Here is a 14853-nt window from a genome sequence, read left to right on the forward strand (position 1 = left end):
TCGCGCCGCGCCGGGCGGTGCGATCCCATCCGAGCTTCGGCAACGAGCTTCGGACGCGGGACACTAGCGTCGCGCGCGCCAGTGCTCCCAGACGGTCACCAGCGCCGGCAGCAGGAGCAGGTTCGCGAGCAGCGACAGGGTCATGGCGGCGGCGCCGAGCAGGCCGAGCGTCGCCACCGGGACGAAGCTGGCGGCGAGCAGCACGGCGAAGCCGGCCGCCAGCACGACGTCCGAGACGATCATCGGCGCGCCGACGGCGTCGAGCGTGGCCTCGCGCGTGGCGGGACCGAGCGTGCCGCGCAGGCGCCGGTAGCGGTCGAGGTACTGGACGGTGTCGTCGACGGCGTTGCCGAGCGCGGCGGCGCCGGTCGTGACCGTGGCGGCGTTGAGCGGGATCCCGAGCCAGCCGAGGAGGCCGTAGATCAGGACGATCGGCAGCAGGTTCGGCAGGAGGGCGAGGAGCCCGAGCCAGGGCGAGCGCAGTGCGACGGCGAGCAGCACGGTCATCGCGAGCGACGCGAGCAGCAGCTCGCGCACCAGCCCGGCCGTGAACTCGTAGGCGGTGGCGACGCGCAGCAGCCCGGTGCCGGTGAGCCGTGCCTCGAGCGGCGCCGGCACCAGCCGGCGCAGATGCTCCTCGACGCGGGCCACGAAGGCCTCGACCTCCATCGTGCCGGCGTGGGCCATGCGCAGGAGGACGTGGTGGCGGCCGCTCTCCTGGTGCACCCACGGCGCCAGCGTCGCCGGGTCGCCGAAGTCGTACAGCAGCGCGTACTGCGCGATCAGATCGGCGCGGCCCGGCAGCGGCGCGCCGGGGCCTTCGAACGCCGTCGCGGTGAGCCGCAGGAGATCGGCTGCGCTGGTGACCGTCTGCACGCGCGGGTCGGCGCGCAGGGCCTCGACGACCGCGTCCTCGGCCCGCAGCAGCGCGGGATCCCACGGGCCCTCCGGGCTGCGGAAGACCAGGCTGAACGGCAGGACGCCGCCGAGCTGGCCGTCGATGAGATGCGTCGAGCGGGCGACGGGCGACTCGTCCGGGAACCAGTCCCAGGGGCTCTGGTCGACGTACACCCAGCGCAGGCCGACGGCGCCGAGCCCGACGACGAGCGCAGTGGTCGCGAGGACGGCTGCGGCGTGGCGGTCGGTCAGGCGATGGACGGCCGCGAGGAGCGGCCGCATGCTGGCGTGCGAGCGTTCTCCGGGCGCGCGCCGCGCGACCAGCGTCAGCACGGCGGGCACGACGGTGAGCGAGAGGGCCGCGGCGATGCCGCTCGCGGTCACGGCGAGGAGGCCGAGGTCGCGGAGCACGTCGATGTGGCTCCCGCACATCGGCAGGAAGCCGAGCGCGGTGGCCGCGCCGCACCACATCACCGTCGTCCCCACCTCGCGCAGGGCCGCTTCGACGCCGGCGCTGCCGCGCATGCCGAGGTCCTGCTGGCGCCCGAACTCCGAGAGGACGCGCACGCAGTAGCTCGTGCCGACCGCGAGCACGAGCGGCACGAGCGTCGAGGTGACGACCGAGATCGACACCCCGGCCGCGCCGGCGATGCCGAGCGTCCACGCCAGCGAGAGCACGACGGTGACGAGCGGCAGCACCACGGCGGCGACGCCGCGATAGGTGAGGCCGAGGAACGCCGCCATGGTGAGGAAGGCGAGCGAGCCGAGCACGCGGAGGTCGCGCCGCGTGAGGGCGTCGATCTCGACCTGGCCGTACGGCGCGCCGCCGAGGAGCACCTCGCTGCCGGGCGCAAGGTCGGGCGTCAGATCGGCGATCAGCTGCTCGACGGCGGCGACGAGGCGGCCCTTGAAGCGCGGGTCTTCCGGTCGCGGCCGCACGAACGCCAGGACCGCGGCGACACGGCGGTCGGGCGTGAGCAGTGTCTGCGCGACGATGGGGTGCGCGAGCACCGCCGGCAGCGGCGCGCCGTCGCTGGGCGTGCCGTCGCTCGCGAACAGCCGCTCGACGACGACGTCGTCGCCCGACGGCCACGGCCAGCGCAGCGTCGCGAGGCTGGCCACGCGCTCGACGCCGGGGGCCTTCGCGAGCGCGGTGTCGAGCCGCAGGAGGTCGCGGACGGCGGCCGGCGTCGTCACGTCGGGTGCGCGCAGCAGGACGAAGAGGATCTCGTCGCCGCCGAACGCGGCGCGCACGTCGAGCAGGAAGTCGGCGTCGGGCGAGTCCTGCACGAGCAGGCGCTCGCTCGAGTTGTCGAAGCCGAGGCGTCGCAGGCCGATCCCGGCCACCCCGGTGAGCAGCGCCGCGACGAGCAGCACGAGCCACGGGTGGGACACGATCGCCCGGGCGCTCCGGTCCACGCGCCTCCGTCAGGACCGCCGTCGGCGCCGCGGCGGGGGGATGGACGGCGCGCGCGCCGCCGGCGTCGCCTCCGAGCGATCGGTCTCAGTCGCCACCGCGAGGCGGCTTACGGCGCGTACGCCGACGCTGTCAAGGAACGGCGAGGGCGAACGCCGCGGGCGGTCGCGCGCCCCGATCGGGTGTAACGCTTGCAACGGGGTTGAAACCGGCGGGTTGCGGAGTGCGCGGCGGCGGCGCCGGCAGACGCGACATTTCTCCGTGGCATCCGGGTTGCTCCGTCGTCGTCCCAGGATTCCCCACAGGAGGTGACGAATGGGCATTCGAACTGCGGACACCGGGCGCGGGCGGCTGATGGCGGCCCTCGCCTTCGGCGCGGCGCTGCCGGCGCTCGCGGCCGCACAGACCACGACCACCACGTCGACGACGCTCGCCACGAGCACGACGTCGACGAGCTCCACGTCCACGACCAGCACGACGCTGCCGGGTGCATGCGCCCCCGAGGTGTCGTTCGATTCGCTCGAATGCCGCGTCGACGCGCTCCGCGTGCGGCTGGCCGGGGCCGACGATCTCGGCCGCACCAAGCCGACGCTGAGGAAGCAGGCCGATAAGCTGGAGCGCCTGCTCGGTGAAGCCGAGGCGGCGAGCACGGCCGGCAACGCGCGCCAGGCGCGTACGAAGCTCAAGAAGGCGGGCCGCGTGCTCGTGTCGATGGGCTTCCGCGTCCGCTCGAACAGCGGCCGCAAGAACATCTCCGACGCCACGCGCTCGGAGCTGACGGCCACCGTCGCGACGTTCAAGAACGATCTCAAGACGCTGCGCGGGACGCTGTGAGAAGCACCGCGGGGCGGCCGGCCCTCCGCCGGCCGCCCCGCCGCGAAGCGCCGGCGTCAGTAGGCGCCGGCGAGCGACGGATGCGGCGTCAGCGCCGCCCGGCGTGCCGGCGGAACGAAGCCGCGATCGAGCGCCCAGGCCACCGTGCGCCGGACCACGTCGCGGACGGGACGGTAGGTGAAGCCGAGCTCCTGCTGCGCCTTCGCGGAGCTCACGAAGCCGAAGGTGCCGGCGAACTCGTCGACCTGGGCACGATCGAGCAGCGGCCGGGTGCCGCTGGCCCGGCCCCACAGCTCCATGCCGGTGGCGAGCACCCGCAGCAGCGGCGCAGGCATGCGCAGGCGCGGCGCCGGTACGCCCGAGAGCTCGGCCGCGAGGTCGAGGAGCTGCTTCACCGTGACGTTGTCGCCCGAGAGGATGTAGCGCTCGCGATCACGTCCGCGCTCCATGCCGAGGAGCGCGCCGCGCGCGACGTCCTCGACGTCGACCGTCCCGAAGCCGCTTTCGAACCACACCGGCAGGCCCTGGTTCAGGAAGTCGACCACCTGGCGCGTCGACTCGCTCGGCTTCCAGAAGCGCGGGCCGAGGATGAAGCCCGGATTCACCGCCGTGACGGGCATGCCCGTGCGCTCCGCGATTTCGAACGCCTCGCGCTCGGCGGCGATCTTGCCGCGGAAGTAGGGCGTGTGCGGCGTCGTGTTGTGGTCGAGCTCGGTGCGCACGCGGTCGGGCGTCGCTTCGAAGCCGATGGTGCCGCTGGTGCTGACGTACAGCACCTTCTCGACCCCGGCGCGGGCCGCCGCCAGGAGCACGTGGCGGGTGCCGTCGACGCTGGCGCGCACGATGTCGCGCTCGGGGTCGGGCGACCACATGAGGAAGCCGGCGGCGGTGTGGTAGACGCGCCCGGCGCCGTCCATCGCGCGGGCGACCGCGTCGGGGTCGCGGATGTCGCCGCGCACGATCTCGACCTCGAGGTCCGCAACCGGGGCCGGGTCGGCGGTGTCGCGCATCATCGCGCGCACCGGCTCGCCGCGCGCGCGGAGCAGGCGGCAGACGTTGTTGCCGACGTGGCCGTTGGCACCGGTGACGAGGGTGGGCTTCATGGCGGCCTTCGGCTCAGCGATCGAGGATCGACATCATGACCGGGTTGTAGCGCTCGCCCGACACGGCGCCGACCGGCAGTTGGGCCTCGACGAAGGCGCGGTCGTCGTCGCTCAGCGTCAGCGCGGCGGCCGCGAGGTTCTCGCGCAGGTAGGAACGGCGCTTGGTGCCGGGGATCGGCACGACGTCGGCGCCCTGGTCCAGGACCCAGGCGATCGCGAGCTGCGACGGCGTACAGCTCTTGCGCGCCGCCAGCTCCTGCAGCGCGGCGACGAGGCGCAGGTTGGCGTCGAAGTTGTCGCCCTGGAAGCGCGGATGGCCCTGGCGGCTGTCGCCGGGCGCGTAGGCCTCGGCGCGCTGCGCCTGCCCGGTGAGGAAGCCGCGGCCGAGCGGGCTGTAGGCGACGAAGCCGACGCCGAGCTCCCGGCAGGTCGGCAGGACCTCGGCCTCGACGTCGCGCTGCCACAGCGAGTACTCGGTCTGCAGCGCGCTGATCGGATGGACGGCGTGCGCGCGGCGCAGCGTGCGCGGGCTGGCCTCGGAGAGGCCGAGGAAGCGCACCTTGCCCGCGCGCACCAGCTCGGCCATGGCGCCGACGGTCTCCTCGATCGGCACCGCGGGATCGACACGGTGCTGGTAGAGGAGGTCTACGTGGTCGGTGCCGAGCCGCCGGAGCGACGCCTCGCAGGCCTCGCGGCCGCGCGCGGGGCTGCTGTCGAGCCCGGTGACGTTGCCCTCGGCCGACAGCGCGAAGCCGAACTTCGTCGCCAGCACCACACGGTCGCGCCGGCCCGCGAGCGCGCGGCCGAGCAGCTCCTCGTTCTTCCACGGGCCGTACACCTCGGCCGTGTCGAGGAAGGTGCAGCCGCGCTCGATCGCCTCGTGCAGGGTGGCGGTCGACTCGGCGTCGTCGGGAACGCCGTAGGCCCAGCTCATGCCCATGCAGCCGAGCCCGATGGCGGAGACGATGAGACCCTCGGTTCCCAGACGACGCTCTTCCATGCTCGTCGCCTATGCCGATGTCGCCGCCGAGGCCAGGGGGTCACCGCGGTGGACAAGCGGCGGGCGCCCGCATAGACGAGCCCGGATGACCCGCACCAAGAAGCCGAAACGCCCGCGCAAGTCCGCCCGCTACCGTGCCGCCAAGAAGGTGAAGGCGCGCAAGAAGCAGGCCCGCAAGTCCGGGCATGCCCGCGTGAAGGGCGGCCGCTGATCTCAGGCGTCGGGCTCGAAGCGGGCCACGGTCTCGACGTGCTCGGTCCACGGGAAGAGCGCGAAGGGCCTCAGGGCCCGTAGCCGCATCCGGCCCCGCGTGCGCAGCGCCGCGGTCTCGCGCACGAAGGCATCGAGCCCGCAGCTGACGACGAGCAGCCGCGCCGGGCGCGCGGCGCAGAGCGCGTCCAGGGTCACCGCGTCGAGTCCCTTGCGGGGCGGATCGACGATCACGGTGTCGGCCTCCGAGATGCTGGCGGTGTGCTCGGCGGCGGGGCCGGGCAGCAGCGTCGCTCGGAGCGGGTCGCCCGCCGCCGCGAGGCCGAGGCGCAGCCCGTCGAGCGAGCCGGACGCGACCTCGTTGAACGCGATGGCGGCGACGCGCGGCACGAGCCCGAGGCCGATCGCACCGCAGCCGGCGTAGAGCTCGAGCACGCGCGCGCCGTCGGGCACCCAGGCGTGTACCTGCGCGACGACGTGGTCGGCGAGCGGCAGGTTCGTCTGTCCGAACGCGCCCGGCGGGAAGAACACGCGCGCGCCGCCGATGGTCTCCACGATCGCCTCGGGTCCCTGCCAGCGGTGCCAGTGCGGGCCGAGGATGGTGTTCGTGCGCGCGGGGTTGCCGTTCCACCACAGGCTGTGGAGGCGGTCGCCCAGGCGGGCGGCGAGCGCGTCCGCGAGCGGCGCGAGCGACGCCGGGGTGATGTCGTTGCCGACGAGCACGACCTGCGCCGTCGTGGTCGGGCGCGCGACGACGACCTGCACGTAGCGCAGGAGCCCGCGGTGGGGCGCGTCCGCGTAGGGCGCGGTGGCGGTGGCGCGGACGGCGTCGCGCACGGCGGCGGCGACGGCGTTCACGAGCGGGTGGTGCACGAGGCAGCGCGGCACGTCGACGATGCGGTGGCTGCCCTCCTGGAACAGGCCCACCTTCGGCGAGCTCGCGCGCCCGCGCACCGCCAGCCGTGCGCGATGGCGATGGCCGCGCGGATCGCCGTCGACCACGACCGGCGCCGGCAGGCCCGCGTCGGCGGCGAGCGCACGCAGCGTCGCCACGGCGCTCGCGGCGACGCCGGGCGCGCCCAGCCGCGGGCAGCCGGGGCAGGGCGGACGGTGCGGGCAGACGATGCTCGGCCCGCGCGACATGCCGGGCAGTGTGCCGACGCGTCGCGCGCGTGGTCAACCGTCGCGTCGCGTTGACATCGAGGGGGTCGTCCCCTACCTAGCGAGGCCATGCCCGATGCGGAGCGTCCGCCCGGCGAAGCGCCGTCGCGTGTGATCCCGCTCCGCTCCGGCCGCCGCGGAGGGCGCTTCGCTCCGCTGCCCTCCGCCGCCGACGTCGGACGCCGGCTGGCGGCGCTGGAGAAGCAGGTCGAGGAGGCGCTGGTCGACGCCGGTCGTGCGTCGGGCGCGGCCGAGGTCATCCAGACGGCGCTCGACGAGGCGCTCGCCGCATACTCGCAGGTGCGCCGCTGGGTGATGGGCGAGTCGAGCGACAACCCGCTCGGCGAGCTGTCGCGCCAGCTCTTCTACCATTGGTGGTGGCGCGTCGACGTGGTCGGGCTCGAGCGTCTGCCGCGGCGCGGGCGCGTGCTGGTGCTCGCGAACCGCTCGGGCGCGATGCTGCCCTACGAGGCGTTCATGGTGGCCGAGGCGGCCTCGGGCAGCGGCGTGGCGGTCGGTCGCACGGCGCACCCGCTGGTCGACGAGAGCCTGCTCGCGCTGCCCGTCGTCGGCGGCATGCTCAAGGGGCTCGGCGCCGAGCCGAACGACCCCGAGACGCTGCGTGCGCACCTCGAGGCCGACCATGCCGTGGTCGCCTTTCCCGAAGGCCCCGACGCGGTCGCCAAGCCCTGGGGACGGCGCTACCGGCTCGCGAGCTTCGCGCGCGGGCCGCTCTTCCGCACCGCGATCGAGACCGGCACGCCGATCGTGCCGGTGGCGGTGATCGGCTCGGAAGAGGTGCATCCGGTGCTCGCGCGCCTGGAGACGCTCGGCCGCGCGCTCGGCCTGCCCGCCGTGCCGATCACGCCGACGCTCGTGCCGCTGCCGACGAAGTGGACGCTGCTGGTCGGTGACCCGCTCGACCCGACCGAGCGCTACACCGCCGCCGACGCGCGCAACGCGAAGGCCGTGCGGACCCTGCGCGATCGCCTGCGCGAGCGGCTCCAGGGCCTGGTCTCCGACGGCGTGCGCCGCCGCCGCGGCTACTTCCTCTGAGCCATGCCGTTCGTCGTCGCGATCGACCAGGGCACCACCGGCTCGACCGTCCTGGTGCTCGACCGTGCGGGGCGCGTCGCCGGGCGCGCCTACCGCGAGTTCACGCAGTACTTCCCGAAGCCGGGCTGGGTCGAGCACGACGCCGAGGAGATCTGGCGCGTGACCCTCGCCGTGCTGCGCCAGGCGTGCCGGCGCGCGGGCGCGTCGGCGAAGGACGTCGCCGCCATCGGCATCACCAACCAGCGCGAGACCGTCGTCGTGTGGGACCGGCGCACCGGCCGTCCCATCCACCGCGCCATCGTCTGGCAGGACCGCCGCACCGCCGACTACTGCGAGTCGCTGCGCACCGCCGGCGCCGGCGATCTCGTCCGCCGCAAGACGGGTCTCGTCGTCGACCCGTACTTCAGCGGCACGAAGGTGCGCTGGCTGCTGCAGAACGTTCGCGGCGCCGACGAGCGCGCGGCCCGCGGCGACCTCTGCTTCGGCACGATCGACAGCTGGCTGGTGTGGAAGCTGACGGGCGGCGCCGCGCACGTCACCGAGCCGACCAACGCCAGCCGCACGCTCCTCTACGACATCCACGCGCTCGCCTGGGACGCGGATCTCTGTCGCCTGCTCGAGGTGCCCGAAGCCATGCTGCCGGCGGTGCGGCCGTCGAGCGGCGTGTTCGGCGAGACCACGAAGGACGTGCTCGGCGCGCCCATCCCGCTCGCGGGCATCGCCGGCGACCAGCAGGCGGCGCTGTTCGGCCAGGGCTGCGTCGAGCCCGGCATGGCGAAGAACACCTACGGCACCGGCTGCTTCATGCTGCTGCACACCGGCGCGCGGCCGGTGGCGTCGCAGAACGGGCTCCTCACCACCGTCGCCTGCGACGCGCAGGGCGGGGCGGCCTACGCGCTCGAGGGCGCGGTGTTCGTCGCCGGCGCGGCGGTGCAGTGGCTGCGCGACGGCCTCGAGCTCGTGAAGAAGGCGGCGGACACCGAGGCGATCGCGAAGAGCGTCGGCTCGACGCTCGGCGTGTACGTCGTGCCCGCGTTCGTCGGCCTCGGGGCGCCGTACTGGGACGCGGACGCGCGCGGCGCGGTGCTGGGACTCACCCGCGGCGTCACCGCCGCGCACCTCGTGCGCGCGACGCTGGAGTCGCTCGCCTACCAGACGTACGACGTCGTCACCGCGATGACCGCCGACGCCGGCGGCGCGCTCGCGGCGCTGCGCGTCGACGGCGGCGCCACCGCGAACGACTTCCTCATGCAGTTCCAGGCCGACGTGCTGGGCACGACGGTGGAGCGTCCGGTGCTGATCGAGACCACCGCGATGGGTGCGGCGGCGCTCGCCGGCCTCGCCACCGGCTTCTGGAAGTCGCCCGGCGAGCTCGCGAAGGCGCGCCGGATCGACAAGCGCTTCCGCCCGCGCATGAAGGACGCGGCGCGCGCCGGCCTCCTGCGCGGCTGGCGCGACGCCGTCACGCGCGTGCGCAGCCGCCCCGCCGGGTGACCCCCTCGCAGGGCAGCTTCGCCGGGCACGGCGGCATCGCGATCCACTGGCGTCGCGCCGCTCCCCACGGACCGCCCCGCGCCGTGGTGCTCGTCTCGCACGGCTACGCCGAGCACGTCGGCCGCTACGATCACGTGGTCGCGCACCTCGTCGCCCGGGGCTTCGCCGTCGCCGGCGTCGACCATCGCGGCCACGGCCGTTCCGCCGGCCCGCGCGGCCATTGCCGCGATCTCGACGAGATGGTCGCCGACCTGCGCACCCTGGCGTCGCACGCGGAGCAGTGGTGGCCCGGCACGCCGCGCGTGCTGCTCGGGCACAGCATGGGCGGCCTCATCGGGCTCCGCTACCTGCTCGCGTATCCCGAGACGGTGCGCGCGGGCGTCCTCTCGGCCCCGGCGCTGCGCGTGCCCGACGCCGCGCCGCGCGCGCTGCTGGCGCTGGTGCGCGGCCTCGGCCGAGTCGTACCGCGCCTGCCGCTGCGCTCGCGGCTCGACCAGTCGGCGCTGGCCCGCGATCCGGCGGTCGGTGCGGCGTACGTCGCGGACCCGCTCGTCCATCGGCGCGCGACGGCAGGGTTCGTGCGCGCGATGTACCGGGCACAGCGCGATACGATGGCCCGCGCGGCGTCGCTGCGTCCGCCGACGCTGGTGCTGCAGGGCGCCGCGGACCGCATCGTGCTGGCGGCGGGGGCGTCGGAGCTGGCGAGTCGGCTCGGGGCGCCGCACGAGGCGGTGATGCTGCCGGGGTTCTACCACGAGCTGCTGAACGAGCCCCCGGCGGAGCGGGCGAAGGTGCTCGCGGCGATCGACGCATGGCTCGATCGCTGGCTGGCGGGGTGAGCCGGCCGCACGCGCCCGGGCGCGGCCGGAGGGATCGCACCGCGCGCCCTGCGCCATGTGCGGGGCGAACGCGCGCGGTACTTCCGGCCCGCCATGCGTCTCCGGCCGTTCCGAGCCTCGAGGCGGCGTACGCGCGTTGCGTCGTCCAGTGCGGCCATCCGCCCATCTCGCCGTGCGCCACCTGGTGTACGACCCGGCGCCGCCCGAGGCCGCCGCGGGCTCACTCGAGGGTGCAGGACGGCGGCGCGAGCGCGTCACCGTCCCAGACCGGCGCCGCGTAGAGCGCGACCTGCCCACCCGGCTCGTCGGCGTCGCGCGCAGCGGGACACGCGACCGCCGCCGTCGCCTCGCCCTCGACGAGAACGTTCGCCAGCGCCTGCCGGTACGCGCAGTCGACGCCCGTGCCGAGCACGGCGCTCGTCTCGCAGGCGCGCACCACCTGCGGCGCTGCGCCCGCCGGCAGCGTGCAGCGCAACGTTGCCGGCTGGCCCGCCGTGCAGGCGATGCTCGGCCCGGCGGTGAAGCCGCAGTCGCGCCGCGGGCCGAGCTGGCCGCGCGTGCAGGCGCCCGTCACCTGGGCGCCGACCCGCGGCAGCGTCGCCGGTACCTCGGCGTAGTTGTTCGCCTGCCAGGCCGGATCGAAGTCGCACGCGAAGCGGTCGACGGGTTTGCCGTCGGCGGTGACGAACTCGGTCGGCACGAAGGCCGGATTGCCGTGCTCGTCGAGGATGGGGCGGCCCTCGCAGAGGAACTGGTCGGGGTTGGCGTCGAACGAGAGCATGGCGGTCTGTGGGCCGGCGCTGGTGTCGACGTCGGTGACGTCGATCCACTGGCACTCGATGCCGGCGATGTAGTCGTCGCCCCAGCCGGCCGAGATGCCCTGGTAGTTGCAGTCGGCGTAGGGCGAGACGAGCGACGTGCTCTCGTTGTTGGAGTAGCGCTGCGTCGTCTGCAGGCAGAAGGCGCGCTTGTCGCCGGTCGTCCCTGCGAAGAGGAAGTCGCCGTAGTGCGAGAAGTGGTAGTGCCCGTGGCAGGCGCTGAACTCGAAGATGTTGTGCTGCTCGTTGGCCGGGTTCAGCCCCTCGAGGAAGAAGTCGACGGCGCCGATGTGCACGGCCGCGCCGCCGGTGTTGCGCACGCTGGCGGTGAACTTGAGGAGCCGCCGCCAGCCCGTGCCCTTCACGCAGCCCTCGGCGACGGCGCACGAGTCGGCGGGGATGTAGCGGTACTCGAGGCGGTGATCGAAGAGGCCCTCGCGCACGACGGCGAGGTCGCCGGTGGGCGCGGTCACCTCGCCGACGCGGTAGCGGTCGGCGACCGCCGGGTCCCAGCGCAGGCGCGTGAAGCGCAGGGCCACCGGCACGCGGCCGACGTGGCGCTTCAGCGCCTTGCGGCACGACTCCTTCGGCAGCGGCGGCGTCAGGTGGCAGGAGAGGGCGCCCGGCTTCTCGACCGTGCACTGGTCGTCGAAGAACGCGCGCGCGTTCTCCTCGTCGACGCTGTTCGGCGGAAACTCGGCCTCGTCCATGCAGGCGAAGCCGGTGCGCTGGAGCAGCAGCTCGGGATCGGCCGGCAGCTGGAACTTCTCGTGCCACGAGCCGCCCGCGCGGCGCAGCTTCGGTTCGGACAGCGCCGGCGACGCCGGATCGCTCAGCAGCACCGTTTCGAGGCGATACGGCGCGAGGACCATGTCGTGCCCCTGGAGGCGGGCGCGCTTCGGCGGCTCGGTGGTCACCGTCCAGGCCTCGGCGGGCGGCAGCGGCAGCTGCCGACGGCCGGTCCGCGCCGGGTAGTAGAAGGAGCGGTAGACGAGCCGATACGTCGTCGTCTCGAGCTGCATCCGTGCCCGCGCCTCCCAGAACGCCGGCGGCGCGGCCAGCAGCGCCGCGGCGACGCGGTCGCGCATCGCCGGCGGGATCTCGTCGAGCAGCACGCCGACCCGGGCGCGCGTCGTGATGCGCACGAGCGCGCCCGGATCGGCGGCCGCCCGCCCTGCCCAGAGCGCGACCGCGACGGCCAACACCACCCCGGCCCGGCATGCGCCGGGCCGCTCCCGCCTGTACGACGCGCCACCCATGCGGGTGGCCGTCGCAAGGTTCGTTCCGTCGTGGATCGCCGGGCGGCCGGGCCTGCGTCGCGCGCCGACGTCCCCGCTGCTGCCTCGGTGTGCAGCGCGAAGCGGGCGCGGCACTCAGCCGAGACGCCGCACCGGCCGGCCGCTCGCCGCCCAGGCGCGGAAGCCGCCGACGAGATCCGTCGCCCGCATGAGCCCGAGGTCGTGCAGCCCGGCCGCGGCGAGGCTCGAGGCGTATCCCTCGGTGCAGACGAGGACGATGTCCTGCGCCGGGCCGGTCGCCTCCGGGATGCGGTTCGGGCTCGCGGGGTCGAGACGCCACTCGAGCACGTTACGGCCGATCGCGATCGCGCCGGGGATCTCGCCCTCGCGCCGGCGCTCGTCGAGCGGGCGGAGGTCGACGACGAGGCCGCCGCGCGCCATCACGGCTTCGGCGGTGGCGACGTCGGCGCGGGCGAGGCGGGCACGGGCAGCTTCGAGGATCTCGGCGATCGTGGCCATCACGCCACCTCCAGGGCGGGCCGCTCGGGTCCGCGGGCCGGCTCGCTGTGCAGGCGAACGAGACCGGGCTCACGATGCGCGTAGAAGGTCATGGCGGTGAGGGGTGGGGAGTAGACGTGCAGGCTCGCCGCCGGCGTCGCCCGCTCGTTGTGGACGTCGTGCACGTGGCCGGGGCCGAGGGCCTGCACGCTGCCGGTCGCCCAGCGCCGGCGACGGAGCGGCTCGGCCGGCACGGCGAGGTCGCTCCACAGCTCGGTGAGCTCGCCCTCGAGGACGGCGGCGACGGCCGACGAGCCGCCGTGGTCGTGCAGCTCGAGGCCCTGCCGGCGGGTCCAGGTGATGAGCCAGGCCTCGACGTCGGCGGTGCGGTAGAGGCGGATGAACCAGCGTTGGTCGGCGTCGTAGCGCACGAGCGGCTTCCACAGGGCCGTGCGCCGGACGATGGCGTTCGCCACCGCCCGCAGGCTGGCGGCGCCGAGGCCGGCGCGCCGGGCGCCGGGGCGGTGGAGGGTCGTCGGTTCGGAGGTCATCGGAGGAATCCCTTTCGCGTGCTGCGAGGGGTGGCTCCGGGCCTCGAGACGGCACGGCCCACCAGCCTCGCGAGGGTGGTGGGCCGTCTGATGGAGCGCCGCCGCGGCTATCGGACGAGTCGTCCGAGCGCGGACGGGCAGGGGCCCGACCACCGCGACGGACGACACGGACGCGCGTGCAGCTCCACGATCACGGCGGCGACCGTACGGGCCGGTCCCCAGGCTGTCAACGCAAAAATCTCGACGCCGGGAGCGTGCCGTGCGCCTCGCGAGCGGGCCGGACCGCATTGCGCTACGCGACATGCCCTGTTAGACCCGACGTTCGCCATGAAGGAAGGCATTCATCCCAAGTACGAGGTGGCGCGGATCGTCTGCGCCTGCGGCAATGTCGTCGAGACCCGCTCAACGGTCGAGAACATCCACGTCGACATCTGCTCGGCGTGCCATCCCTTCTTCACCGGCAAGCAGAAGCTCATCGACACCGCCGGCCGCGTCGAGCGGTTCAACCGCAAGTACGGCAAGAAGAGCCCGACGTCTCCGGCCCAGCCCGCCGAGAGCTGAGCGACCTGCATCCGGGGCGGCCCGGCTCCCCGGGAGCCGGCGGCTCGGGACGGGAGGCGCCTGAATGCTCGAGCGGCTGGCGGAGCTGGAGCGGCGCTTCGAGGAGCTCGAGCGCCTCGTCGTCGACCCCGAGGTCATTCAGAACCGCCGTGAATACGCGACGTTGTCGCGTGAGCGCGCGCAGCTCGAGGAGACCGTGGTGGCCTGGCGGGAGCGCCAGCGCCTCGACCGCGAGCTGGCCGAGCACCGCGAGCTGCAGAGCGACCCGGACCCCGACGTCCGCGACCTCGCCCGCGCCGAGCTCCCCGCCCTGGAGGAGCGTCTCGTCGCCCTCGACGAGCGCCTGAAGCTCCTCCTCCTCCCCCGCGATCCCAACGACGTCCGCAACACGGTCCTCGAGATCCGGGCCGGGACGGGGGGCGACGAAGCGGCCCTGTTCGCAGCCGACCTCTTCCGCATGTACACCCGCTATGCGGAAGGGAAAGGCTGGCGCGTGGAGGTGCTCACCTCGAGCCCGACCGGGCTCGGCGGCTTCAAGGAGGTCATCGCCCTGGTGAACGGGGAGGGGGCCTGGAGCCGCCTCAAGTTCGAGGGCGGCGTGCACCGCGTCCAGCGGGTGCCGGCCACCGAGACCCAGGGCCGCATCCACACCTCGGCCGTGACCGTCGCCGTCCTCCCCGAGGCCGACGAGGTCGAGGTCGACATGCCGGAGAAGGACCTTCGCGTCGACGTCTTCCGCTCCTCGGGGCCCGGCGGCCAGAGCGTCAACACGACCGACTCGGCGGTGCGCATCACGCACCTCCCGACCGGGCTCGTGGTCTCGTGCCAGGACGAGAAGTCGCAGCACAAGAACAAGGCGAAGGCGCTCAAGATCCTCGCCGCGCGGCTGCTCGAGCGGGCGCGAGCCGAGCAGCAGTCGCAGATCGCCGCCAACCGCAAGGCGATGGTCGGCAGCGGCGACCGCTCGGAGAAGATCCGCACCTACAACTTCCCGCAGAACCGCGTGACCGACCACCGCGTGAACCTGACCCTGCACCAGCTCGACCGCGTGATGGACGGCGAGGTCGATCCGCTGATCGACGCGCTCGCGACGCGGGCGCAGGCCGAAGCGCTGGAGGCGGCGTCGTGATGTCCAGGGTTGCCGCGAACGACGCGCCCAGCGTCGCCGCCGTGCTC

General features: G+C 74.3%; 13 protein-coding genes. 6 read left to right on the plus strand and 7 right to left on the minus strand.

Features of this window, described 5'->3' with window-relative positions; genetic code table 11:
• Positions 1-63 precede the first annotated feature (63 nt).
• Entirely contained in the window at positions 64-2292 is a 2229-nt protein-coding gene (locus KIT14_16675) for an MMPL family transporter (protein MCW5892157.1), read from the minus strand.
• Positions 2293-2629: 337 nt separating this feature from the next.
• On the opposite strand from KIT14_16675, the gene KIT14_16680 reads away from it, so the two are divergent.
• Positions 2630-3148, plus strand: a complete 519-nt coding sequence (locus tag KIT14_16680; protein ID MCW5892158.1) for a hypothetical protein — start codon at positions 2630-2632, stop codon at positions 3146-3148.
• A 56-nt stretch (positions 3149-3204) separates the two neighbouring features.
• On the opposite strand, the gene KIT14_16685 is transcribed toward KIT14_16680, so the two are convergent.
• The 3 genes from KIT14_16685 to KIT14_16695 all read right to left on the minus strand — a co-directional run bounded on the left by KIT14_16685 (position 3205) and on the right by KIT14_16695 (position 6604).
• Complete coding sequence (locus tag KIT14_16685) at positions 3205-4251, minus strand: NAD-dependent epimerase/dehydratase family protein (protein ID MCW5892159.1); 1047 nt, start codon at positions 4249-4251, stop codon at positions 3205-3207.
• A gap of 13 nt (positions 4252-4264) precedes the next feature.
• Entirely contained in the window at positions 4265-5251 is a 987-nt protein-coding gene (locus KIT14_16690; GenBank protein ID MCW5892160.1) for an aldo/keto reductase, read from the minus strand.
• A 213-nt stretch (positions 5252-5464) separates the two neighbouring features.
• On the minus strand, positions 5465-6604 hold the full coding sequence (locus tag KIT14_16695) for a class I SAM-dependent RNA methyltransferase (protein MCW5892161.1): 1140 nt from the start codon (positions 6602-6604) through the stop codon (positions 5465-5467).
• Positions 6605-6691: 87 nt separating this feature from the next.
• On the opposite strand from KIT14_16695, the gene KIT14_16700 reads away from it, so the two are divergent.
• Genes KIT14_16700 through KIT14_16710 form a run of 3 tightly spaced genes read left to right on the plus strand, consistent with a single transcriptional unit; the run spans position 6692 to position 10011 of the window.
• Positions 6692-7678 carry a hypothetical protein gene (locus KIT14_16700; protein MCW5892162.1) on the plus strand — a complete coding sequence of 329 codons (987 nt, stop codon included), beginning with the start codon at positions 6692-6694 and terminating at the stop codon, positions 7676-7678.
• A gap of 3 nt (positions 7679-7681) precedes the next feature.
• Positions 7682-9172, plus strand: a complete 1491-nt coding sequence (glpK, locus tag KIT14_16705; GenBank protein ID MCW5892163.1) for a glycerol kinase GlpK — start codon at positions 7682-7684, stop codon at positions 9170-9172.
• Complete coding sequence (locus KIT14_16710; protein MCW5892164.1) at positions 9169-10011, plus strand: lysophospholipase; 843 nt, start codon at positions 9169-9171, stop codon at positions 10009-10011. Before glpK ends, KIT14_16710 begins: the two co-directional genes overlap by 4 nt.
• Before the next feature lie 220 nt (positions 10012-10231).
• On the opposite strand, the gene KIT14_16715 is transcribed toward KIT14_16710, so the two are convergent.
• The 3 genes from KIT14_16715 to KIT14_16725 all read right to left on the minus strand — a co-directional run bounded on the left by KIT14_16715 (position 10232) and on the right by KIT14_16725 (position 13116).
• A complete protein-coding gene (locus KIT14_16715; protein ID MCW5892165.1) occupies positions 10232-12037 on the minus strand; it encodes a hypothetical protein in 1806 nt (601 codons plus the stop codon).
• Between the two features lie 165 nt (positions 12038-12202).
• Positions 12203-12586: a hypothetical protein gene (locus KIT14_16720; GenBank protein MCW5892166.1), complete on the minus strand. Its 384-nt coding sequence runs from the start codon at positions 12584-12586 to the stop codon at positions 12203-12205.
• Positions 12586-13116 (minus strand): cysteine dioxygenase family protein, encoded by a 531-nt coding sequence (locus tag KIT14_16725; protein MCW5892167.1) that lies wholly within the window; start codon positions 13114-13116, stop codon positions 12586-12588. The genes KIT14_16720 and KIT14_16725 overlap by 1 nt, the downstream gene beginning before the upstream one ends.
• Positions 13117-13443: 327 nt before the next feature.
• On the opposite strand from KIT14_16725, the gene rpmE reads away from it, so the two are divergent.
• Both rpmE and prfA read left to right on the plus strand, forming a co-directional pair.
• Entirely contained in the window at positions 13444-13677 is a 234-nt protein-coding gene (gene rpmE / locus KIT14_16730; GenBank protein ID MCW5892168.1) for a 50S ribosomal protein L31, read from the plus strand.
• A 64-nt stretch (positions 13678-13741) separates the two neighbouring features.
• Positions 13742-14806, plus strand: a complete 1065-nt coding sequence (prfA, locus tag KIT14_16735; protein ID MCW5892169.1) for a peptide chain release factor 1 — start codon at positions 13742-13744, stop codon at positions 14804-14806.
• The last annotated feature ends 47 nt before the right edge of the window (positions 14807-14853 follow it).

Source organism: bacterium, from assembly GCA_026129405.1.
Taxonomy (GTDB): Bacteria; Desulfobacterota; Binatia; order DP-6; family DP-6; genus JAHCID01.

What these genes read in the sequence shown, in the direction of transcription:
- KIT14_16680 (MCW5892158.1), top strand. Translation starts at nt 2,630, where the DNA reads ATGGGCATTCGAACTGCGGACACCGGGCGCGGGCGGCTGATGGCGGCC.
- KIT14_16685 (MCW5892159.1), bottom strand. Translation starts at nt 4,251, where the DNA reads ATGAAGCCCACCCTCGTCACCGGTGCCAACGGCCACGTCGGCAACAAC.
- KIT14_16690 (MCW5892160.1), bottom strand. Translation starts at nt 5,251, where the DNA reads ATGGAAGAGCGTCGTCTGGGAACCGAGGGTCTCATCGTCTCCGCCATC.
- KIT14_16695 (MCW5892161.1), bottom strand. Translation starts at nt 6,604, where the DNA reads ATGTCGCGCGGGCCGAGCATCGTCTGCCCGCACCGTCCGCCCTGCCCC.
- KIT14_16700 (MCW5892162.1), top strand. Translation starts at nt 6,692, where the DNA reads ATGCCCGATGCGGAGCGTCCGCCCGGCGAAGCGCCGTCGCGTGTGATC.
- glpK (MCW5892163.1), top strand. Translation starts at nt 7,682, where the DNA reads ATGCCGTTCGTCGTCGCGATCGACCAGGGCACCACCGGCTCGACCGTC.
- KIT14_16720 (MCW5892166.1), bottom strand. Translation starts at nt 12,586, where the DNA reads ATGGCCACGATCGCCGAGATCCTCGAAGCTGCCCGTGCCCGCCTCGCC.
- KIT14_16725 (MCW5892167.1), bottom strand. Translation starts at nt 13,116, where the DNA reads ATGACCTCCGAACCGACGACCCTCCACCGCCCCGGCGCCCGGCGCGCC.
- rpmE (MCW5892168.1), top strand. Translation starts at nt 13,444, where the DNA reads ATGAAGGAAGGCATTCATCCCAAGTACGAGGTGGCGCGGATCGTCTGC.
- prfA (MCW5892169.1), top strand. Translation starts at nt 13,742, where the DNA reads ATGCTCGAGCGGCTGGCGGAGCTGGAGCGGCGCTTCGAGGAGCTCGAG.